The sequence below is a fragment of the Streptomyces sp. NPDC007896 genome, from assembly GCF_042959425.1.
Lineage (GTDB): Bacteria > Actinomycetota > Actinomycetes > Streptomycetales > Streptomycetaceae > Streptomyces.
On the sequence record NZ_JBIBKX010000006.1, the window covers coordinates 459,514 to 479,182 of the forward strand.

17 protein-coding genes are annotated in these 19,669 nt (G+C 71.4%); 9 read left to right on the forward strand and 8 right to left on the reverse strand.

Annotation, left to right across the window (positions count from 1 at the left end):
* Window positions 1-17: 17 nt before the first annotated feature.
* Window positions 18-818: a polysaccharide deacetylase family protein gene (locus tag ACFZDJ_RS22260; RefSeq protein ID WP_391060899.1), complete on the forward strand. Its 801-nt coding sequence runs from the start codon at window positions 18-20 to the stop codon at window positions 816-818.
* On the forward strand, window positions 811-4,710 hold the full coding sequence (locus ACFZDJ_RS22265) for a lipopolysaccharide biosynthesis protein (RefSeq protein WP_391060901.1): 3,900 nt from the start codon (window positions 811-813) through the stop codon (window positions 4,708-4,710). The genes ACFZDJ_RS22260 and ACFZDJ_RS22265 overlap by 8 nt, the downstream gene beginning before the upstream one ends.
* A gap of 50 nt (window positions 4,711-4,760) precedes the next feature.
* On the opposite strand, the gene ACFZDJ_RS22270 is transcribed toward ACFZDJ_RS22265, so the two are convergent.
* A complete protein-coding gene (locus ACFZDJ_RS22270) occupies window positions 4,761-6,182 on the reverse strand; it encodes a xylan 1,4-beta-xylosidase (RefSeq protein WP_391060903.1) in 1,422 nt (473 codons plus the stop codon).
* 158 nt (window positions 6,183-6,340) lie between these two features.
* Here ACFZDJ_RS22270 and ACFZDJ_RS22275 point away from each other — a divergent pair, with 158 nt between their 5' ends.
* Window positions 6,341-7,435 (forward strand): DUF5925 domain-containing protein, encoded by a 1,095-nt coding sequence (locus tag ACFZDJ_RS22275; protein ID WP_168507695.1) that lies wholly within the window; start codon window positions 6,341-6,343, stop codon window positions 7,433-7,435.
* A 35-nt stretch (window positions 7,436-7,470) separates the two neighbouring features.
* On the forward strand, window positions 7,471-8,232 hold the full coding sequence (locus tag ACFZDJ_RS22280; RefSeq protein ID WP_391060905.1) for a DUF72 domain-containing protein: 762 nt from the start codon (window positions 7,471-7,473) through the stop codon (window positions 8,230-8,232).
* A gap of 23 nt (window positions 8,233-8,255) precedes the next feature.
* Here ACFZDJ_RS22280 and ACFZDJ_RS22285 read toward each other — a convergent pair whose 3' ends face one another.
* On the reverse strand, window positions 8,256-8,624 hold the full coding sequence (locus ACFZDJ_RS22285; RefSeq protein ID WP_054231064.1) for a GntR family transcriptional regulator: 369 nt from the start codon (window positions 8,622-8,624) through the stop codon (window positions 8,256-8,258).
* Window positions 8,625-8,695: 71 nt separating this feature from the next.
* Between ACFZDJ_RS22285 and ACFZDJ_RS22290 the strand changes: the two genes are divergently transcribed.
* Both ACFZDJ_RS22290 and ACFZDJ_RS22295 read left to right on the forward strand, forming a co-directional pair.
* A complete protein-coding gene (locus tag ACFZDJ_RS22290; RefSeq protein WP_391060907.1) occupies window positions 8,696-9,625 on the forward strand; it encodes a GNAT family N-acetyltransferase in 930 nt (309 codons plus the stop codon).
* Complete coding sequence (locus tag ACFZDJ_RS22295) at window positions 9,606-10,106, forward strand: DUF402 domain-containing protein (protein WP_391060909.1); 501 nt, start codon at window positions 9,606-9,608, stop codon at window positions 10,104-10,106. The genes ACFZDJ_RS22290 and ACFZDJ_RS22295 overlap by 20 nt, the downstream gene beginning before the upstream one ends.
* 49 nt (window positions 10,107-10,155) lie before the next feature.
* Here the strand turns inward: ACFZDJ_RS22295 and ACFZDJ_RS22300 are convergent, their stop codons facing one another.
* Complete coding sequence (locus ACFZDJ_RS22300; RefSeq protein WP_391060911.1) at window positions 10,156-10,752, reverse strand: methyltransferase domain-containing protein; 597 nt, start codon at window positions 10,750-10,752, stop codon at window positions 10,156-10,158.
* 239 nt (window positions 10,753-10,991) lie between these two features.
* Here ACFZDJ_RS22300 and ACFZDJ_RS22305 point away from each other — a divergent pair, with 239 nt between their 5' ends.
* Complete coding sequence (locus ACFZDJ_RS22305; RefSeq protein WP_266415725.1) at window positions 10,992-11,126, forward strand: hypothetical protein; 135 nt, start codon at window positions 10,992-10,994, stop codon at window positions 11,124-11,126.
* A gap of 52 nt (window positions 11,127-11,178) precedes the next feature.
* On the opposite strand, the gene ACFZDJ_RS22310 is transcribed toward ACFZDJ_RS22305, so the two are convergent.
* Window positions 11,179-11,640, reverse strand: coding sequence for a GNAT family N-acetyltransferase (locus ACFZDJ_RS22310; RefSeq protein ID WP_391060913.1), 462 nt, complete (start codon window positions 11,638-11,640; stop codon window positions 11,179-11,181).
* 170 nt (window positions 11,641-11,810) lie between these two features.
* Here ACFZDJ_RS22310 and ACFZDJ_RS22315 point away from each other — a divergent pair, with 170 nt between their 5' ends.
* A complete protein-coding gene (locus ACFZDJ_RS22315) occupies window positions 11,811-12,923 on the forward strand; it encodes a lytic polysaccharide monooxygenase (RefSeq protein WP_391060915.1) in 1,113 nt (370 codons plus the stop codon).
* Between the two features lie 61 nt (window positions 12,924-12,984).
* On the opposite strand, the gene ACFZDJ_RS22320 is transcribed toward ACFZDJ_RS22315, so the two are convergent.
* Together ACFZDJ_RS22320 and ACFZDJ_RS22325 are read right to left on the reverse strand one after the other, a co-directional pair.
* Window positions 12,985-13,842 (reverse strand): alpha/beta fold hydrolase, encoded by an 858-nt coding sequence (locus ACFZDJ_RS22320; RefSeq protein ID WP_390934023.1) that lies wholly within the window; start codon window positions 13,840-13,842, stop codon window positions 12,985-12,987.
* A 183-nt stretch (window positions 13,843-14,025) separates the two neighbouring features.
* Window positions 14,026-14,469: a MarR family winged helix-turn-helix transcriptional regulator gene (locus ACFZDJ_RS22325; RefSeq protein WP_384906385.1), complete on the reverse strand. Its 444-nt coding sequence runs from the start codon at window positions 14,467-14,469 to the stop codon at window positions 14,026-14,028.
* Window positions 14,470-14,562: 93 nt separating this feature from the next.
* Between ACFZDJ_RS22325 and ACFZDJ_RS22330 the strand changes: the two genes are divergently transcribed.
* Window positions 14,563-14,937, forward strand: a complete 375-nt coding sequence (locus ACFZDJ_RS22330; RefSeq protein ID WP_391060917.1) for a cupin domain-containing protein — start codon at window positions 14,563-14,565, stop codon at window positions 14,935-14,937.
* Between the two features lie 17 nt (window positions 14,938-14,954).
* Here ACFZDJ_RS22330 and ACFZDJ_RS22335 read toward each other — a convergent pair whose 3' ends face one another.
* Both ACFZDJ_RS22335 and ACFZDJ_RS22340 read right to left on the reverse strand, forming a co-directional pair.
* The gene (locus ACFZDJ_RS22335; protein ID WP_391060919.1) at window positions 14,955-15,929 is read right to left on the reverse strand and encodes a hypothetical protein; all 975 of its coding nucleotides are present in this window, start codon (window positions 15,927-15,929) and stop codon (window positions 14,955-14,957) included.
* Window positions 15,926-19,507, reverse strand: a complete 3,582-nt coding sequence (locus ACFZDJ_RS22340) for a DNA polymerase III subunit alpha (protein ID WP_391060920.1) — start codon at window positions 19,505-19,507, stop codon at window positions 15,926-15,928. Before ACFZDJ_RS22340 ends, ACFZDJ_RS22335 begins: the two co-directional genes overlap by 4 nt.
* Window positions 19,508-19,669 lie beyond the last annotated feature (162 nt).

Below are 19,669 nucleotides of genomic sequence, written 5' to 3' on the forward strand. Positions count from 1 at the left end.
GGAGGTGTGGCGGCCCCATGAGCGACACTCCCGTACCCATCCTCATGTACCACTCCATCGCCGCCGCGCCCAATGACGCGACGCGTGAGCTGTCCGTGGGGCCCGAGGCGTTCGCCGAGCAGATGGCACTGCTCGGGGACCAGGGGTTCACCCCGGTCGACACGGCGGCGCTGGCGGCGAGTTGGCGGTCCGGCGGACCGCTGCCCGAGCGACCCGTGCTGATCACCTTCGACGACGGCTACGAGGGCGTGCACCGGCACGGGCTGCCCGTGCTGGCCAAGCACGGCTTCGCCTCCACGCTGTTCGTCTCGACGGGGTGGATCAAGGGCGCGTACGACACCGGAGGCGGCCTCGACGCCATGCTGAGCTGGGCTCAGGTGCGCGAACTCGCCGCCGAGCAGGTCGAGATCGGCGGACACAGCCACACGCATCCGCAGCTGGACCAGCTCTCCGACGACGCGCTGCGGTTCGAGGTGCTGCGCTGCAAGGAGATCATCGCCGACGAGCTGGGCACCCGCCCGGCCTCGTTCGCGTACCCCTACGGCTACTCCAGCCGCCGGGTGCGCCAGGCGGTGCGGGAGACGGGCTTCGCCCAGTCGCTCGCCGTCGGCAACGGCCTGGCGCGCCGCCGCCAGGGCCCGTACGCCCTGCAACGCGTGACCGTGCGCCGCACCACCGGTATCGAGGAGTTCGAGCGGCTCGTCGAGGGCCGCGCGATCGCCCTCAATTTCGTCCGGGACCGCGCCCTCACCAAGGGGTACACCATGGTCCGAAGAGCACGACAGGTCCGCCGGAAGGCCATCCGTTCCCGTGTCTGACACGACGACCACAGCCCAGGCTTCATCGCCCACCGCCGAGGCGCCCGAGCAGCGGACCGGGCGCCGCCTCCGCCTGCCCGGCCGGGGCCGCAAGGACGGCGGCGGCGGAGGCAACCAACTCTTCCGCAACGCCTACGCCCTGATGCTCAACACCGGGATCTCCGCGGTGCTCGGGCTCGGCTACTGGCTGGTCGCCGCCCGCTACTACTCCGACGCCGCGGTCGGCCAGGGCTCCGCCGCGATCGCCGCGATGAAGCTCCTGGCGGGCCTGACCGCGGTGACCCTGACCGGCGCCCTGGCCCGCTTCATCCCCGTCGCGGGCCGCGCCACCGGACGCCTCATCTTCCGTACGTACGCGGGAAGTTCGGTGGTCGTGGCGCTGGCCGCCGTGGTCTTCCTGCTGACGCTGAACGCCTGGGGACCCTCGTACCGCTTCCTGCACGGCTCGCTCAACGGCCTCGGCTTCATCCTGGCGGTCGTCGCCTGGTCGCTGCTGACCCTGCAGGACGGCGTGCTGACCGGACTGCGCAGCGCGCTCTGGGTGCCGGTGGGCAACACCGTGTTCTCCGCGGTGAAGCTGGCACTGCTGGTCGCACTCGCCGCCGCGATCCCGACCACGGGCGTCTTCGTCTCCTGGGTCGCCGCGATCGCCCTGTCGGTGGTACCGCTCGGCCTGCTGGTCTTCCGGCGTCTGGTCCCCCGGCACATCAAGGCGACCGAGGAGCGCGCGAACCCGCCCACGCTCAAGGAGGTCGGACGCTTCCTGGCCGGCGACTACACCGGCTCGCTCTTCTCGCTCGCCGTGGTCTATCTCGTCCCGGTGATCGTCGCCTCGCAGGTCAGCTCCTCCGACAACGCGTACTTCTACATCACCACGACGATCGGCGGCACGGTCAACCTGCTCGCCATCAACATGGGCGCCTCGCTGACCGTCGAGGGCTCGCACGACCCCGCGCGGCTCGCCGCGAACACCCGGGCCGCGCTCAAGCGCATGGCGCGGATCATGCTGCCGGTGTGCGGACTGCTGTTCGTCGGGGCACCGTTCATCCTGCACATCTTCGGCGACGGCTACGCGCACGCGGCGACCCCGCTGCTGCGCTGGTTCGCGGTCGGCGCGCTGCTGCGGGTCGTCATGGAGACGTACTTCGCGGTGCTGCGCGCCCAGAGCCGCACCTCCGGACTCGCCTATCTGCAGGGCCTGCTGTGCGTCCTGGTCCTCGGCCTGACGGTGATCCTGCTGCCCCGGATGGGCCTGACCGGGGCGGGCGTCGCGGAGATCTCCAGCCTCGCGGTGATCGTGTCGATCGCCGCACCCAAGCTGTTCAAGATCGTACGGACCGCGCCGCCCGCCGAACTCCCGGCGGGCGCGGCGCCGGACGGGGACCTCGCCGACCTCGGCGCACGCGACGTGGCCGCGACCAAGCCGCGCGAGGCGAAGCGGGGGCCCGCCTGGGCGCTCGACTCCGACACCCTCGCCCTCGGCGTGCACGTCGACTTCGACCACCAGGAACGCCGCCCGGACGTCCGCCCGGGACCCGGCACCCCGCCCACGGGCACGCCCAAGGTACGCACGGACCACCGCCCGACCTGGGCGCTGAGGCCGCAACTGCCCTCGGTGGGGCTGCCCGTGGAGGCGCGGGAGCCGGGCTCGGAGGCTTCCCTTGGCCCGGCGGAGGCCCCGGAGGTGGACGCCCCCTTCGAAAGGCCCTCCTTTGCGGGGACGCCCTCCTTCGAAACAGAGGGCACGGACAGCGCCCCGTCAGGGGCGCGGGGCGGGACATCAAGCGGCTCCGCCGCGTGGGCGCGACCAGCCACCACCGACCCGCAGCCGGCAGACGACACATCCCCACCCCCACCAACCCTGCGCGACCGCCTACGACACCCTTCCAAACCCGGCGTGCTCCTCGGCTTCCTCCTGATCTGCGTACTGCTCCTCTACTGGGTCCCGGCACTGAGCCTCAACGACGCCTCCCTCGGCAAGATGGGCGGCCTCGGCCTCATCTCCGTCCTGCCGCTGCCCACCCTCGTGGGCGCGGCCCTCCTGATCACGGTCTTCGCCTCGCTGCTCTGGATGAACCGCGAGCACAAGGGCCTGCTGCTCATCACCCTGCTCGCCACCGTGATCTCCCTGCACGCGCTCCCCGCGGTCATCGAGACCGAGCCACGGTTCGCCACCGCCTGGCAGCACCTCGGCTTCATCGACTACATCGACCGCACCGGTTCCGCGGTACCCGACCTGGACGCCCGCTGGAGCTGGCCGGGCTTCTTCGCGGGGGCCGCGTTCGTCGCCAAGGCCTGCGGTGTCAGCGACCTCACCGAGGTGATCCGCTGGTGGCCGCTGACCATGCAACTGCTCTACCTGGCACCGATGTTCCTGCTCGTGCGCTCGATGCGGGCGAGCTGGCGCGCCAAGTGGACCGGTATCTGGATCTTCGTGCTGAGCGGCTGGGTGGGCCAGGACTACTTCTCCCCGCAGGGCTTCACCTATCTCCTCTACCTCGTCTTCGTGGCGATCCTCCTCGTGTGGTTCCGGGCGCCGCGTGTGCTGTGGGCGAAGGCGCGCCCGGGCGAGGCGGAGGTCGAGCCGACCGACCGGCGCCAGCGGGCCGTGCTCCTCATGGTGCTGATCGGCCTGTTCGCGGCGAGCGTCCCGGCTCACCAGCTCACCCCGTTCGTGATGCTCGGCGTGCTCGCGGTCCTCGTCCTCGTCGGCCGGTCCGAACTGCGCGGGCTGCCGATCCTGTTCGCCGTCCTGGTCTCCGTCTGGATCGGCTTCATGGCCGAGCCCTACTGGTCGGGGCACTTCAACGACCTGTTCGGCGGGGTCGGCGGCGTCGGCAGCAATGTGTCGACCTCCGTCTCCGGCCGTATCCAGGGCGGCAGTTCGACGCACAAACTCGTCCTCTACACGCGCGTGCTGCTCGCCGGCGCTGTGATGGCCTTCGCCTGCTGGGGCTGGTGGCGGCGGCGCGACCACAAGTACCGCGAGCGGTCGCTGATCGTGCTCACCTTCGTCCCGTTCCTGGGCTTCGGCATGCAGTCGTACGGCGGCGAGATGGCCCTGCGGGTCTTCATGTTCGCCCTGCCGGGGGCGGCACTGCTGGCCGGGCTCGCCCTCTTCCCGCGCACCGGCGTCACCGCGAAGGAACGGGAGAAGGACCGGGTGAGCCTCGCCCCGCTGGCCGCGCTCATGGCGGGTCTGCTGCTCATGGGCGGCTTCCTGGTGGCCCGCTGGGGCAACGAGTCCTTCGAGCGCATCCGGCCGGGCGAGGTCACGGCCATGAACTACGTGTACGCGCACGACGAGCCGACCGTACGGCTGCTGTGGCTGAGCAACGACACGGTCAACAACGTGACGCCCGCGATGCCGTGGGGCACCCGGGACATGGAGAAGGTGCAGTACGTGCCGACGCTGGCGCCGAGTGACCCGGTGCTGGTGTCAGGGCTGGTCAAGTCACTCAAGGACGCCGGCCCGAACTCGTACCTCATGATCAACCGCAGCCAGGTGGTCTACCTCCAGATGGACGTGGGCTACTCGGCGACCTGGGAGTCGCGGCTCATCCGCAACCTCGACGACCGGCAGGACCTGAAGAAGGTCCTCGTCAACGACGACGTGACGATGTACGCGCTGCGCAAGCAGCCCCCGGGCAAGGTGCTCGAGCCCGCTCCCGGGCCGATCGGTCCCCTGATCACCTGGACACCGTGGTCGGTCGTCGGCGCGCTGGCGGCCGTGGCGCTCATCATCATGCTGGCGGCGCGGGAGGTCGTACGGGTCGCGGTGCGGCCGAGTGTGCGGCAGCTGCGGTGGCTGCAGAGCAGCTTCTGGTTCTCGCTGCCGCTGCTGGCGGTGCTGCTGGCCTCGCTCGTCCAGCGGTTCCTGACCATGAAGTAGCACGAGGTCCAGCCAGGCGAAGTGGCTCACCCGGACCCGGGATCACGGGTTCAGCGGGTGAGCCACTTCACTTCGTAGGCCAACATGTCGAACCGCTTGCCGTCCACCTGCGCGCTGATGGACCGGTTCAGGGTGTTCACGACCAGGACGGCCTTGTCGGTGGCGAGGACGCGGACGCCTGGCACGTCGTCGGGGGCCACGGACACCGTCGCGTACTTGGTGCCGGGGGCGAACGTCCGGCTGAAGCGGGAGACGAGGTCGAGCATGGGCAGGGCCGCGCCGCCGCCGGCACTGTCGGTCGGCGTCCACAGGCAGCCCGCGCAGTCGGTGCCCTTCTCCTTCTCCGGGTTCCAGTAGAAGCCGGAGGTGGCGCCGCCGCGGGCCATCGCGATCAGGCCGGCGGCCTGGACGGCGCCGCGGTGGGTCTCGGACCAGCCCGTACGCTCGTCGTTGCCGTCGGCGGGCTCCACGTAGTACTCGGCCCACCACAGCGGCAGGCCGTGGGTCTGCTCGCGCACCCACCGGCTGACGGCGGTGAACTTGTCGGTGGCCGCGAACTCGTTCGGGAGCAGGTCGTCGTCCTTGGTGTAGCTGGAGCCGTCGACGACCACGAAGTCGGCGCCCACCTTGTTCTTGTTCCAGTAGTCGAAGGCGTCGAGGACCCGCTGGTCCATGGTGCCCCAGGTGCCCTTCAGGGTCGTCGACGCGTTCTCCGTCTGGCGCGGGTCGACGCTGTCCATGACGAGGTAGGGCCCGCCGACCAGGATGTCCTTGTTGACCTTCTTGAGTGCCTTGTAGACGAGGTTGTAGAGCTCGGTGTAGCCCTCGTAGTCCCAGCGTGCCTTGCCGTCGTTCCAGAAGCCCTTGAACTCGTTCCAGACGATGAAGTGACGGACGTCCGGATAGCGCTTGGCGACGGTCGCGGCGAGCGCGGCGAAGTCCGCGTAGTGGGCTCGGTCCGGGGCGGTCTCCAGGGCGGCCTGGCTCCAGTTCGTGTTGTCCGCGCCGGCCTTGCCGCCCTTCATCCAGTCCGGGGAGCAGCACAGGGTGACGACCGGGGTCCCGCCGGACTTCCGCATGAAGTCGATACGGCGGTCCATCTCCGAGAAGTCGTAGCGCCCCTTGGAGGGTTCGGGGTTGCCCGCCCCCCAGCCCATGATGTGCTGGATCTGCGGCAGCGACTGCTTCTGCAGCAGCCCCTCGACGCGCTGGGTGGCCGTGTCACTGCCCTGGTCGGCGCTGTACTGGGTGTGGGTGAAGCCCCAGCCCACCTCGGGTTGCGGGGTTTCGGGCGGGGTGACGGGGGTGCCGTGCACCTTGTCCCCGTCGCGGGTGGTGCCCGTGGTGCTCGCGCCGCCTCCGGGCAGAGTGTTGAGCAAGGTCACCACCAGGGCCAGAGCGGCCACTCCCACGCCGAGCAGCGCGGTGAGCCGCCACCGCCGTGCCCCCGAATTCCACCCATGACGTCCCATCAAGGGCAACAGTAACGGCGGGGATCGGCCGTGGGACAGGTCTTGTAAGACCACAGCCCTGTAACAGGACGGAGGGGACACGGACCGACACAGCCGACACACAGGACGCACCGCGGAAACCGGGTGCACGGGGCGCCCGCGTGACGGATCATGGCGGCATGTCTGCCAACCCACACGACGCACTGCCGATCCGGCTCAACGTCGACGACAGCGACTCGCCGTCGGACGTCGTCGACGCGCTGTTCCTCGGCCGCTTCGCGACGGGCGAGCAGCCGCACTCGCACGCGGCGAACATCGACCGCGTACGGTCCGGGGCGACGCTCCTCCCGCCGGGCGCCCGCGTGCTGCGCTCGGCCCGCGACGACGACCGCAGCGCCACGCTCGCCGAGGGCGACGGCTGGACACTGCTGGTGTCCCGCTGGAACCGCGGCGCCGACGTCACGGTCACCGCGACCAGCACCGAACTGGCCGCCAAGATCCTCGACCAGGCGACGGACGGCGCGGCGGACGAACCCGAACCCCAGCCGGAGAACGTGACGATGGGGTTCTGGTACGTCTCCCCGCGCCGCGGCCCGCACCGCACCACCCGGCAGATCTCCGCGGGTACGTGGGAGGAGGTGCGGCCGAACTACACCGGGCCGGTGGCGCACGCCATGGACCGGCTGATGAAGACGACGCCCGAGGACATCGCGGGCCGGCTGTTGCTGCTGCACGGCCCGCCCGGCACGGGCAAGACCTCGGCCCTGCGCACCCTGGCCCGTTCCTGGCGCGACTGGTGCCAGGTGGACTGCGTCCTCGACCCGGAGCGGCTCTTCTCCGACGTCGGCTATCTGATGGACATCGCGATCGGCGAGGAGGACGGCACGGGCAAGGGCCGCTGGCGGCTGCTCCTGCTGGAGGACTGCGACGAGCTGATCCGCGGCGAGGCCAAGCACACCGCGGGCCAGGCGCTCTCGCGGCTGCTCAACCTCACCGACGGGCTCCTCGGCCAGGGCCGCAACGTGCTCGTGGGCGTCACGACCAACGAGGACCTTGAGCGCCTCCACCCCGCCGTGGTCCGCCCCGGCCGCTGTCTCGCCCGGATCGAGGTCGGCGCGCTGACCCGCCCGGAGGCGGTGAGCTGGCTGGGCACGGAGGAGGGCGTCGGCCGCGACGGCGCGACCCTGGCCGAGCTGTACGCGCTGCGCCGGGGCACGACGCCGACGTCGGTGCCGGACCAGCGGGAGGGCGCGGACGCGGGGCTGTATCTGTAGCTGCCCGGCACTCCGCGCGGTGCTTTGATGGCCGTATGACCCTTTTCGTCGGCACGTCGGGGTGGCAGTACAAGGACTGGCGCGGCGTCCTGTACCCGGACGGGGTGCCGATGCGGCTCTGGCTGGAGGAGTACGCGGCGCGGTTCGCCACGGTCGAGATCAACAACGCCTTCTACCGGCTGCCGACGCACGAGACCTTCGAGAGCTGGCGGGAGCGCACCCCGCAGGACTTCGTCGTCGCTCTCAAGGCGAGCCGCTATCTGACGCACATCAAACGGCTGCGCGACCCGGCGGAGCCGGTCGGCCGGCTGCTGGGCCACGCCGCCGGGCTCGGCGACCGCCTGGGCCCGGTCCTGCTCCAGCTCCCGCCCACGCTGCACGCCGACCCCGCCCTTCTCGACGAGTGCCTGGGCCGCTTCCCCGCCGGCGTCCGGGTCGCGGTCGAACCGCGCCACGACTCCTGGTGGACACCGCAGGTGCGCAAGGTACTGGAGTCGCGGGGCGCCGCCCTGTGCTGGGCCGATGTTCTGGCCCGCCCCGTGACGCCCCTGTGGCGGACCGCCGACTGGGGCTACGTCCGCTTCCACGAGGGCCGCGCCCAGCCGTGGCCCCGCTACGGCCGGCAGTCCCTGACGACCTGGGTAGGACGCGTCACGGACACCTGGTCCGACGACCACGAGGTGTACGCGTACTTCAACAACGACCCGTACGCGGCGGCCGTCCGGGACGCGGTGGCCTTCGCCCGGGCGGCGAGGGCGGCGGGCCTGACGGTGACCCGGACACCGGACAACCTCTGAAGCACCCGGAAACAGAGAAGGGCCTAGCTCCCGTAAGCCGCCCGCAGGGCATCCCGTACGGCGTCCAGCGCGGCGGACTCCGAGAGGCCGAGGCGGTGGACGCGCTCGGCGTACGCCTGTGCGGCCGACGCCGCTTCACGCTCCGCCGCCGAGCCCGCGGCCGCGACGAACGTCCCGTTGCGGCCGCGCGTCTCGATCACCCCGTCCGACTCCAGCGCCCGGTAGGCCTTGGCGACCGTGTTGGCGGCGAGGCCGAGTTCCTCGGCCAGCCCCCGCACGGTGGGCAGTTTGTAGCCGACCGGCAGCGCACCGGACCGCGCCTGCTCGGAGATCTGGGCACGCACCTGTTCGTAGGGCGCGGCCCCCTCATCGATGTGGATCTTCAGCGTCACGGAGCGATTGTCCCGTACGGGAAGGAAAATGAGAGGCACTCGAACACACCTCGCGCGTAGCGTTCGCCTCCATGACTGTGATCATCAGCGACGTCCGCCCGGACGACCGGCGGCACACCGAGGGCTTCGCCCACATCCGCAACCGCGCACTCCCCTTCGTGCTGTACACACCTGACTCCATCGCGTACGACGTCACGCACGCGCACCCCGACGCCCACTACCGTCCGCTGCTCGCGGAGCAGGACGGCGAACCGGTCGGCACGGCCCAGGTCGGCATCGCGCACGACAGCGCGGAGCCGAATCAGGGCTACCTCAACGTGTACGTCGACCCCGGCCGCACCCGCCGGGGCGCGGGCTCGCTCCTGGTGCGCACCGCCGAGGAGCACCTGGCGGCCCTGGGCGCGACCAAGCTCTTCGCCTGGGTCCTGGACGAGCCGGGCAACCGCGCGTTCGCCGAGAAGCACGGCTACCACGCGAGCCGCTCCGCCCACTTCCTCCGCCTCGACCTGGCGGGCGGCACCCTGCCGCCGCTCCAGGACCCGCCGCCGGGCGTCGAGCTGCGCAAGGGCTCGGACTTCGCCGACGACCCGCGCCCCCTGTTCGCCCTGGACGCGGAGACGATGGCGGACGAACCCAGCGACATCCCCCATGAGTTCACGGACTACCAGGCCTGGCTCCAGGAGACCTGGCACCACCCCCTGTTCAGCGCCGAGCTGACCACGGTCGCGCTCGTCGACGGCCGCCCGGCGGCGTTCAGCGCGGCCCGCACGGACGGCGGCACCCGCTACGGCACCGTGATGACGGGCACCGCCGCCGCGTTTCGCGGTCGCGGCCTCGCCAAGCTCGCCAAGAACGACTCGCTGCACCGCGCCCGCGCCGCCGGATACACGGAGGCGTTCACGGGCAACGACGCCGGCAACGAACCGATGATCGCGATCAACAAGTGGTTCGGCTACGAGATCTGCGGGACGGAGGTGCGCTATGTCCGCGAACTCGCCTGACACACCCCGCACCGTGGAGGTCGTCCTCGTCAAGTCCGGCCGCACGAAGATCCGTTACCCCGCCGAGCTGCTCGCCGACGACGGCACCCGCGTCACCGTGCGCGCGCCGTGGGCGGGTGAGGGCGTGCGCGACTTCGGCTTCGTACGGTTCGAGCCGGGCGATGTCTTCACCGAGTACTACTGGCGGGACCGCTGGTACGCGATCAAGGAGGTCCGGGACGCCGAGGGCGTACGGAAGGGCTGGTACTGCGACATCACCCGCCCGGCCACCCTCTCCGGCGACGAACTGGTCGTCGAGGACCTCGACCTGGACCTGTGGCGCTCCGCGGACGGCACGGACGTACTGCGCCTGGACGAGGACGAGTTCGCGGCGAGCGGCCTCGCGACCACCGATCCGCGGGCCGCGACCGCCGCGCAGAACGCCCTCGACACGCTCGAACTCCTGGCTCGCGAGGCCGACTTCGAGGCACTGCTCGGCTAGGGCTGGTACCCGGCGGATACCCGCTCGGCGACCGTCGCGTACCCGGTGGTCAGACGTGGGCCACCACCGCGTACCGCTCGTCCGCCACCTCGCGCCCCCACAGCCGGGCGTCGTCGGACAGCCGCTCCACTCGCAGGTCCGAGGTCAGGGGCTCCAGCAGGGCGGCCAGCCGGTCCGCGGGTATGCCGACCGGGTTCAGCGTCCCCCACACCCCCTCGACCAGGACGAGTCGCCCTCCCGGGCGCAGCAGTCCGCGCCAGTGCCGCAGGACGCGCTCGGGGTCGGGCAGGGCCCACAGGACGTGCCGGACGAGCACGACGTCGAACCGCTGCTCGCCGACGGGCGGTGCCGTCGCGTCACCGAGGAGGAACACCGCGTCACGTCCGGCGAGCTTGGCGCGGGCCAGGTCGAGCATGCGCGGCGCGCGGTCGATCCCGGTGACGTGGTGGCCCCGCTCGGCCGCGAGGAGCGCCAGGCTGCCGGTGCCGCAGCCGAGGTCGAGCACGTCGGACGGGGTCTCGGGCAGCCAGGCGCGCAGCCGCTCCGCCCAGGCCTCCCGCACGGCGGCGTCGCGCAGCCCGTGGTCCGGCTCGTCGTCGAAGGTGGCGGCCTCGGCGTCCCAGTCCACCCGGTCCGCGTCGGCCACCGGGTCCGCACCCCCGCCCGCGCCACCGAGCTCCGGCCGCACACCGCTCTGACACGGTTTGACACCGCTCTGACCTGGATTCATTTCGCTGTAACTCGACATGTGCCCCAGGGTGACACCCACCACTGACAGTCGAATCGTGACAGCCGCCACAGACAGATCCCGACTGATGAGCAACTCTCCCGGAAAGGGTCTACCTCCGTACAACCGCGGATTCCGGTAGGCACAAGGAGGCAGCCATGCGCCGTGTGACCGTGCAGAAGCCCCTGAGGAAGTCGCAGTCCCGCCGAGTGCGCGACGAGGCCGACGAGCGTCCGGCCGAGCGTCCGGAGGTCCGCAAGGACATCCACCGCACGTGGTGGCCGGACGGGTGAGCGGCCCGGGCCGCGCGCCCCGGCACTGAGACACGCCCCGGCACGGAAACCGTCAGTCGAGCCGCTTGCGGTAGTGGATCCGGTCGTACCGGCCGTCCACGCGGCGCTCCACGACCTCGTAGCCGTACTTCGGGTAGATCTTCTGGTTCTCCCACATCATCGCGTTCGTGTAGAGCCTGACCTCGGACAGCCCGAGCGCACGCGCGTGTGCGTCCACGAACGCCAGCAGCCGTCGCCCGAGGCCCTTGCCATGGGCGTCGGGGTGGACGGCGATGCTGTCGAGGAAGAGATGGTCCTCGTACGCCTCGATCACCACGAGGCCCCTCACGGGCTCCCCCGTGACGAACACCCGCCCCGCGGCCACGTTCGCCGCGTGGTCCGCCTCCATGGGCTTCGGCACCACTGCGATGCGCTCGATGTAATGGTGGTACGCGGCGTCGGTCACCGCCTTCACGGCGGCGACGTCGGCGGCGACGGCCGGGCGGATCTCCGGTTCGTTCGGGGCATCTGTCATGGCCAGAACGGTAGCTACCTGAGCGCAGGCTCAGCACTCCCTTAAGCCGACCATAAGGATCTCCCGCACCCGCCTCCAACAGGCGATTTCGCGGCTTCTTCGGGCTAGCTTGCTGATCACCCCCCACGGGTCCGCCGGGGACCTGAAGGTCCGCTTCGAGGAGTTCCCCCATGCCTTTCCCCAAGCTCTCAACCGCGTTCGAGCAGGGGAGGCCCCAACGCCGCAAGGCCGCCACCATCGCGGTCGCCGTCGGTGTCGGTGTCGCCCCGGTCGCCCTGACCGCGCTCGCCGCGGCGCCCGCCGCCGCGCACGGCACGATGGGCGCCCCGGTCAGCCGGGTCTTCCAGTGCTACGCGGAGAATCCCGAGAGCCCGAGGTCCGACGCCTGCAAGGCGGCCGTCGCGGCCGGCGGCACCCAGGCGCTGTACGACTGGAACGGCATCCGGATCGGCGACGCGAACGGCAGACACCAGCAGCTCATTCCCGACGGGAAGCTGTGCGGCGCGGGCAACGACGAGTTCAAGGGCCTGGACCTGGCCCGCGCCGACTGGCCGACGACGAGCGTGAGCGGCGGCGCGTACACCTTCAAGTACCGGGTGACGGCCCCGCACAAGGGCACCTTCAACGTCTACATCACCAAGGCGGGTTACGACCCGTCCAAGCCGTTGGCCTGGGCCGACCTGGACCTGGCGCACCCGGTCGCCACCAAGACCGATCCGGCCGCGACGAACGGCTACTACACCTTCTCCGGCACCCTTCCGCAGCGCTCGGGCAGGCAGCTCCTCTACGCGATCTGGCAGCGCTCGGACAGTCCGGAGGCGTTCTACTCCTGCTCGGACGTCACCTTCGGTGGCGGGGGTTCAGGCAACACCGGTTCCGGCGGCGACAGCACGGGCAGCAGCGGTACAGGCAGCAGCGGCACGGGCAGTACCGGAAGCGGTACCACCCCCGCGCCGACCTCCCCGGCTCCCACCGCTTCCGCGCCCTCCGAGCAGCAGATAGCCGACGGTGCCGACAAGTCGACGGTGCGGCACGACCACCACGACGGCACAGCCACTCCGGGCGCCGGCACGAACCCCTCCGACGCCGCCACCGGCGGCTCCGACGCCCGGCCCGAGGCCGCGGATGTCTCGGAGCGGCACCTCGCCGAGACCGGCGGTGACTCCTCCAGCGCCTACCTCGCGATCGGCGGGGCGAGCGCGCTGGCACTGGGCGCGGCGGCGCTGTTCTCCTCGGTCCGCCGCCGCGCGACGAGCGACGGCCGACGCGGGCACGGTCGCTAGTTCCCGGTGTACTCCGGGGCCTGTCCGGCGGCTCAGGTCGGACAGGCCCCGGCCGGGGCGGTCAGCTGAACACGGAGGCGCAGTTCGTGGGGGTGGCGTGTGCCGGGTCGAGGGCGTTGGCCGCCTCGTGGAAGGCGATCCGGTCGAGGAGGCCGATCGCGGCGTGCTCGGAGAGATCGACCGGGCACAGGTCCTGCAGCAGCACGTTGTGGACGTCGGATCCGGTGAGGAACTGTGAGCGGTACGGCGTGACCACCTCGTCGTACTTGGTGGCGATCACCGTGTAGTGCACGCCCGGGACGGTGTCGCCGCCGGCGTTGAGTTTGGTCAGGAAGGCGGAGCCGACGATCTGGTCGGCGAGCGCGGGTGTGGCCGCCGACAGCAGGTCCTCGGCGCCCGGGAAGTACGGCAGCAGGTTGGTGAGGCCGTCGAGGGTGGTGCCGTGGTTGTCGGGCGCGATGCCGACGAAGGTGTTCACCTTGGCGGCTCCGCCGAGGAACTTGAGGTAGTAGCGGGGCATCAGGCCGCCCTGCGAGTGGCCGACGAGGTCGGCCTTGGCCGCGCCGGTCGCGGCGAGCACCTTGTCGACGAATACCTGAAGCTGTTCGGCCGACTTGTCGATGGGGCCGAGGGCGTTGAAGAGGGGGACGCCTGGCAGTTGCCCGTAGTCGAGGGAGAAGACGCAGTACCCGCGGTCCACCAGGTAGGGCGCGAAGCCCAGCCAGTTGTCGGTCGAGTTGGCGAAGGTGCCGTGGACGAGGACGACGGGGCGGGGATGGCCGGCGGAGGGCTTGCAGGAGTAGTCGTTCCAGCCGCTGCTCGGCGCGGCGGCGTGGGCGGTGGCGGCGGGGACCATGGCGACCACGGCGGTCAGCAGCAGTGCGGTGAGGGGTCTGAGCAGGCGCTTCCAGGGCAGCATCGGGTGATCTCCTTGCGGCTCAAGGGAGTTGCGGCGACGTACGCCCTGTGATCCGGATCACGAGGATGCTGTTCACTCGTCAAGTTACGGGCGAGTAGCCCAAGTGTGAAGTTACGCGTCAGTAAAAAACTTCTGGCGACAAACAGCGGCGGTCTCGGCCATCGGTCAACACCTGACGAACCATCACCAGGCGGGCCTGATGGGACCATAGGGCGCGATGCGCGCCAAGCGGTCGCGCAACACGCCCACTTCCCCCTCACCGAGCACTTCGACCCACGCCCGCACGGCATCGGCGGCCGCCTCCTCCGCCGCTCGGGTGCAGGCCCAGCCGCGTTCGGTCAGCACGACGAGCCGGGCGCGCGCGTCGCCGGGATACGGGCGCCGCTCGGCGTATCCCTTGCGCACGAGCTCGTCGACGAGCTGGCTGGCGGCCTGCTTGGTCATCCCCAGGTGGGTCGCGAGGTCGGTGACCGTCGCGCCGTCCGGGGCGAGCCGGGTGAACGCGAAGCCGTACGCGGGCCGCCCCTCGAAGCCGCGGGCTTCGACGCCGTCGTTGATGCGCCGCGTCAGGTCGCCCGCGGCGGCGAGCAGGACGGCGGTCAGGGCCATGGCCTCGGAGTTCTCCACGGATGCATTGAAACACCCTTGACGGATTGGTCAAGCTGCTTGACCATCGGTCCATATAGTCAAGCTCCTTGACCACTTGCCCAGGAGGCAGTCGTGCCCGTCGTCCACCCGTCCGATGCCGTCGTCCACGAGATGCACGGCGCCCGCTTCGTCTCGTACGCCCATCCCGGCACCGGCAGCAAGGAACTGTGCGCCTGGCGGGGCGAGATCCCCGCCGGCACCAAAGCGCCCCTGCACACCGTCGGCCGCGAGGAGATCCTCCACGTCCTCGAGGGCGAGCTGGTGATCACACTCGACGGACGCACCGAGCGGGTCACCGCGGGTGACACGCTGATCATCAACCCCGGGGCGACCTTCGGCGCCGAGAACCCGACCGACCGGACCGTGATCACCTGGGTCACCACGCCCATCGGCCTGACGGCGGAGCTGTCCGACGGCACCCGCATCACCCCTCCGTGGGCCAACTGACATACATCTGAGGGGAGTTACGCCGCCAGCGTGCCCGGCATCACCGCATGCGGGCCGAACTTCGCTCGCGCGCGGTCCGCGACCTCCTCGATGCGGCGGACCTTCTCGTCCACGGGGTCGAAGGTGAGCTGGTGGGAGGCCTGTCCGGCGGGGGTGAGGCCCTCGGCGCGCAGGCCGATCGCGCGGACCCGGGCACGCTGGAGGCCGAGTGCCTCGTACAGGGCGTACGCGGTGGCGGTGAGCGCCGAGGAGTGGGCGGTCGGTTCCTCGAGGGTGCGGCTGCGGGTGGTCGAGGAGCGGTCGGCGTAGCGGACGGTGAGGGTCAGAGTGCGGCAGACCTTCTCCAGGGCGCGCAGCCGGGTGCCCAGTTCCTCGGTGGCGAAGAGCAGCGCGCGGCGGTGCAGGGACGGGTCCAACTCGTCGCGGGAGAAGGGGCGTTCGGTGGCAAGAGAGCGCGAGGTGGCGTTCGGGACGACCCGGCCGCGGTCGATGCCGGACGCCTTCTCGTGCAGTTCGCGGCCGGTCCGGGCACTGGTCAGACGCTGGAGCGTGGACAGGGGCGCGGCCGCGACCTTGCCGATGGTGTCGAGGCCGTACTCGCACAGGGTGCGGGCGGTGACGCCGCCGACCCCGGGCAGCGCGGCGACGGGCCGCTCAGCGAGGAACTCCGCGACGGCGTCCGGCTCCCCGGGCACCACCCGGGTCACTCCGGGCACGGCCTCCCGCAGTGCCATCCGCGCGAGCATCGGCCCGGGCCCGGCACCGATCGCGCAGTCGACCCCGTACCGGGCGAGTGCCCGTACCCGGATCAGCGAGGCGAACTCCACGGCGGTCCGCCCGAAGTACCGTTCGGCGCCCCGCAGATCGACCAGCGCGCCGTCGGGCGGCAGCGCCTCGATGACGGGGGTGAACTCCTCCAACAGCGCGAGGAGCCCCGGCAGGGCGGCCTCGTACATCGGAGGCAGCTGGAAACGTACACAGAGGATGGTCATCCCGCACTCCCCGGACTCTGGTGCCACAACTTCTTTCCCCCCGCGGGCCCTTCGCCCGCGGGACGCAGATCGGCCCAGGGGTGCATCTCGTACCCCGTGGGCATCCGGATCTTCCGGCTCTCCTTCGTGCCCTCCCCCTCCGGCAGGGGCTCCGGCACGGGCTCCGCCAGCCGCGCCGCCACCACGTCGAGGCCGCCCTCGGCGCGCAGCTCGACCAGTTCGGCGAGGTTCCAGGCCGCCGCGCCCACCACACTGAGGCTGCGCGGGCCCCGGCGCTGCACCACTCCGCGCACCAGCAGCAGCCAGGAGTGGAAGACGGTGTGGGCGCAGGCGTCGTGGGAGTCGTCGAAGAAGGCGAGGTCGACCAGGCCGGTGCCGTCGTCCAGGGTGGTGAAGATGACACGTTTGCCGGAGCGGATCGGCGGGGTCTGGGTGGCCGCCTTGGCGCCCGCGACCAGGACCGTCTCTCCGTGCCGCGCCTCCCGCAGCCGGCGTGCCGTCACCACGCCCAGCTCCTCCAGGAACTCCCGGTGGTCGTCCATCAGATTGCGCGAGGCGTCCATCGACAACACGCCCAGTTCGGCGCTGAGCCGCTCGGCCGAGGAGAGGTCGGGCAGCCCGGCGGAGGCGGTCTTCCGCCCACCCGTCAGCGGGAGTTGGCCGCCGCCCGCACCCCGGGATCCCCGGTGCAGCTCGGTCAGGTGCAGTTGCAGATCACGTCGGTTGGCGCCGAACGCGTCCAGCGCGCCGACCTGCGCGAGCCGCTGTGCGAGCGGCCTGCTCGGCCGGGCCCGCTCCCAGAAGTCGAGCAGGGAGGCGTACGGCTGCCCGTCCGCGATCCGCGCCGCCTCGGCCTCGCTGATGCCGTGCACGTCGCAGAGGGCGAGGCGGACACCCCAGCGCCCGGCAGAGTCAGCAGATTCAGACACCAGTTCGATACGGTGGGCGACCGCCGACCGGTTCACGTCCAACGGCAGGACCGGCACCCCCCGGCGCCGCGCGTCCGCCAGCAGCAGCCGCTTCGGATACATCCCGGGGTCGTGCGTGAGCAACCCGGCGTAGAAAGCGGCCGGATGATGGGCCTTCAGCCACGCCGACTGGTACGTCGGCACGGCGAAGGCGACCGCGTGCGCCTTGCAGAAACCGTACGACCCGAAGGCCTCGACGATCTCCCAGGTCCGCGCGATGGTCTCGGCGTCGTACCCCTTGGCCGCCGCGTTCTGTGCGAACCAGAACCGGATCCGCCCCTGTGACTCGGGGTCGGACAGCCCGCGCCGCACCCGGTCCGCCTCGTCGCGTCCGCAGCCGGTCATGATGTCGACGATGTCGATGATCTGCTCGTGGAAGACCACGACGCCGTACGTCTCCTTCAGCGGTCCCTCCAGGTCCGGGTGCGGATAGCGGATCGGCGCCCGCCCGTGCCGCGCCTCGATGAACGGCCGCACCATGTCGGCGGCGACCGGTCCCGGCCGGAAGAGCGAGATGTCGACGACGAGGTCGTGGAAGGTCGCGGGCTGCAGCCGTCCGACCAGGTCGCGCTGGCCGGGCGACTCGATCTGGAAGCAGCCCAGCGTCTCGGCGGACTGGATGAGTCGATAGGTCGCCGGGTCGCCCGGCGCCACCGCGTCGATGTCCGGCCGGTCCCCCGTGGCCCGCTGCACCTCGGCCACCGCGTGCGCCATCGCGGACTGCATCCGCACGCCCAGCACATCGAGCTTGAGCAGCCCGAGGTCCTCGACGTCCTCCTTGTCGAACTGCGACATGGGGAAGCCCTCGCCACTGGTCGGCACGACCGGTGTACGGGCGAGCAGCGAGGCGTCGGAGAGGAGCACCCCGCACGGGTGCATGGCGATACCGCGCGGGAGGGCGTCGAGGGACTCCACCAGCTCCCACAGCCGTCCGTACTTCTCGCCTTCCCGCTGAACCTCCCTCGCCAGCTCCCGCAGTTCGGGCAGCTCGTCCATCGCCGTGCGGGCGTCGCGGGCGCGGATGTGCGGGAAGGACTTGGCGATCCGGTCGATGTCGGCCGGGTCCATGGAGAGCGCGGCGCCCACATCACGGACGGCGTGCCGCACCCGGTAGGTCTCGGGCATCGAGACGGTCGCGACCCGCTCGGTGCCGAACCGGTCGATGATCGCGCGGTAGACCTCCAGCCGGCGCGCGGACTCCACGTCGATGTCGATGTCGGGCAGCACCGAGCGTCGCTTGGACAGGAAGCGCTCCATCAGCAGCCCGTGCTCGACCGGATCGGCGTGCGCGATGCCGAGGAGATGGTTGACGAGGGAACCCGCGCCGGAGCCGCGCGCGGCGACCCGGATGCCCATCTCCCGTACGTCGTCCACGACCTGGGCGACCGTCAGGAAGTAGGAGGCGAAGTCGTGGTGGGCGATGATGTCCAGCTCGCGGTGCATCCGCTCCCAGTAGGCCCGCTTGCCGTCGTATCCGCGCAGCACCATGCCCGCCGCCGCCCGGGAGGCCAGGACGCGCTGGGCGGTGCGCCGGCCCGCGCCGACGAGATGCGGCTCGGGGAAGTGGACGGTGCCGATGCCGAGGTCGTCCTCGGGGTCGACGAGGCACTCGGCGGCGGTGGCCTGGGTCTGTTCGAGCAGACGGTACGCGGTGTCACGGCGGTAGCCCGCGGCCTCGACGATCCGTTCGGCGGCGCCCAGCATGGCGGCCTCGCCCTTGAGCCAGGCCTCGCCGGAGTCCAGCTCGCGCCGGGGATCGACGGGGACGAGGCGGCGGGCGGCGTCCAGGACGTCGGCGACCGGACCGAGGCCCGGGTCGGCGTACCGGACGGCATTGCTGAGCACCGGGCGCACCCGCTGCTCGGCGGCGAAGCCGACGGTGCGGGCGGCGAGCCGCAGGGACCCCGGCCCGGTGCCCTCGCGGCCGTGCCAGACGGCTTCGAGGCGCAGGGCGTCGCCGTAGATCTCCCGCCAGGGCGCGAGCAGCTTCGCGGCGCGGTCGGGGCGCCCCGCGGCGAGTGCGCGGCCGACGTCGGAGGCGGGGCCGAGCAGTACGGTCAGTCCTTCGGCGTGGTTGTCCGGCCGGAGCAGCAGGGGCTGCTGCCCCGGGCCGCTGTCGGGACCGCCGCCCGCATGCGCCGCAGTAACGATTCTGCAGAGGTCGGCCCAGCCGGCCGCGCCGTCCCGGGCGAGGAAGGTCACCCGAGGAGTCGACTCATCGATGAAGGCACCGCCACGGACCGGGGCGCGGCGCCGCTCCCCCCGCAGGGGCTCCCCGTTCCCTCGCGCGAGCTCCCCGGCCGCTCGGGCAGCCCCACCCGTCGGCGCGGAGGCCCCGGCCGTCCGGACGAAGGACCCCGCCGCTCGGGCGGAAGCCCTCGCCTCCCGGGCGGGAGCCTCGACCGCGAGCTCCGCCCCGAACAGCGGACGGACACCCGCCTTCGCGCAGGCCTTGGCGAACCGGACCGTGCCCGCGAGGCTGTCCCGGTCGGTGAGCGCGAGGGCGTCCATGCCCCGCTCCGAGGCACGCTCGGCCAGCCGCTCCGGGTGCGAGGCCCCGTACCGCAGGGAGAACCCGGAGACGGTGTGCAGATGCGTGAACCCCGGCACACGCACCTCCCGTACCCGTCCGTATCCATTCGTGTCCGAGGGCCCTCTCACCAGGCTCTCGAACATTAGTTCCCAATGACCTCACCCCCACCATAGACCAATTTCCGAACAAGTGTGCGACATCCGTTCGAGCCCGTCCCACCTGCGCAAACACCGGTCCAC

What these genes read in the sequence shown, in the direction of transcription:
- ACFZDJ_RS22260 (WP_391060899.1), top strand. Translation starts at nt 18, where the DNA reads ATGAGCGACACTCCCGTACCCATCCTCATGTACCACTCCATCGCCGCC.
- ACFZDJ_RS22270 (WP_391060903.1), bottom strand. Translation starts at nt 6,182, where the DNA reads ATGGGACGTCATGGGTGGAATTCGGGGGCACGGCGGTGGCGGCTCACC.
- ACFZDJ_RS22275 (WP_168507695.1), top strand. Translation starts at nt 6,341, where the DNA reads ATGTCTGCCAACCCACACGACGCACTGCCGATCCGGCTCAACGTCGAC.
- ACFZDJ_RS22280 (WP_391060905.1), top strand. Translation starts at nt 7,471, where the DNA reads ATGACCCTTTTCGTCGGCACGTCGGGGTGGCAGTACAAGGACTGGCGC.
- ACFZDJ_RS22290 (WP_391060907.1), top strand. Translation starts at nt 8,696, where the DNA reads ATGACTGTGATCATCAGCGACGTCCGCCCGGACGACCGGCGGCACACC.
- ACFZDJ_RS22295 (WP_391060909.1), top strand. Translation starts at nt 9,606, where the DNA reads ATGTCCGCGAACTCGCCTGACACACCCCGCACCGTGGAGGTCGTCCTC.
- ACFZDJ_RS22305 (WP_266415725.1), top strand. Translation starts at nt 10,992, where the DNA reads ATGCGCCGTGTGACCGTGCAGAAGCCCCTGAGGAAGTCGCAGTCCCGC.
- ACFZDJ_RS22310 (WP_391060913.1), bottom strand. Translation starts at nt 11,640, where the DNA reads ATGACAGATGCCCCGAACGAACCGGAGATCCGCCCGGCCGTCGCCGCC.
- ACFZDJ_RS22315 (WP_391060915.1), top strand. Translation starts at nt 11,811, where the DNA reads ATGCCTTTCCCCAAGCTCTCAACCGCGTTCGAGCAGGGGAGGCCCCAA.
- ACFZDJ_RS22320 (WP_390934023.1), bottom strand. Translation starts at nt 13,842, where the DNA reads ATGCTGCCCTGGAAGCGCCTGCTCAGACCCCTCACCGCACTGCTGCTG.
- ACFZDJ_RS22335 (WP_391060919.1), bottom strand. Translation starts at nt 15,929, where the DNA reads ATGACCATCCTCTGTGTACGTTTCCAGCTGCCTCCGATGTACGAGGCC.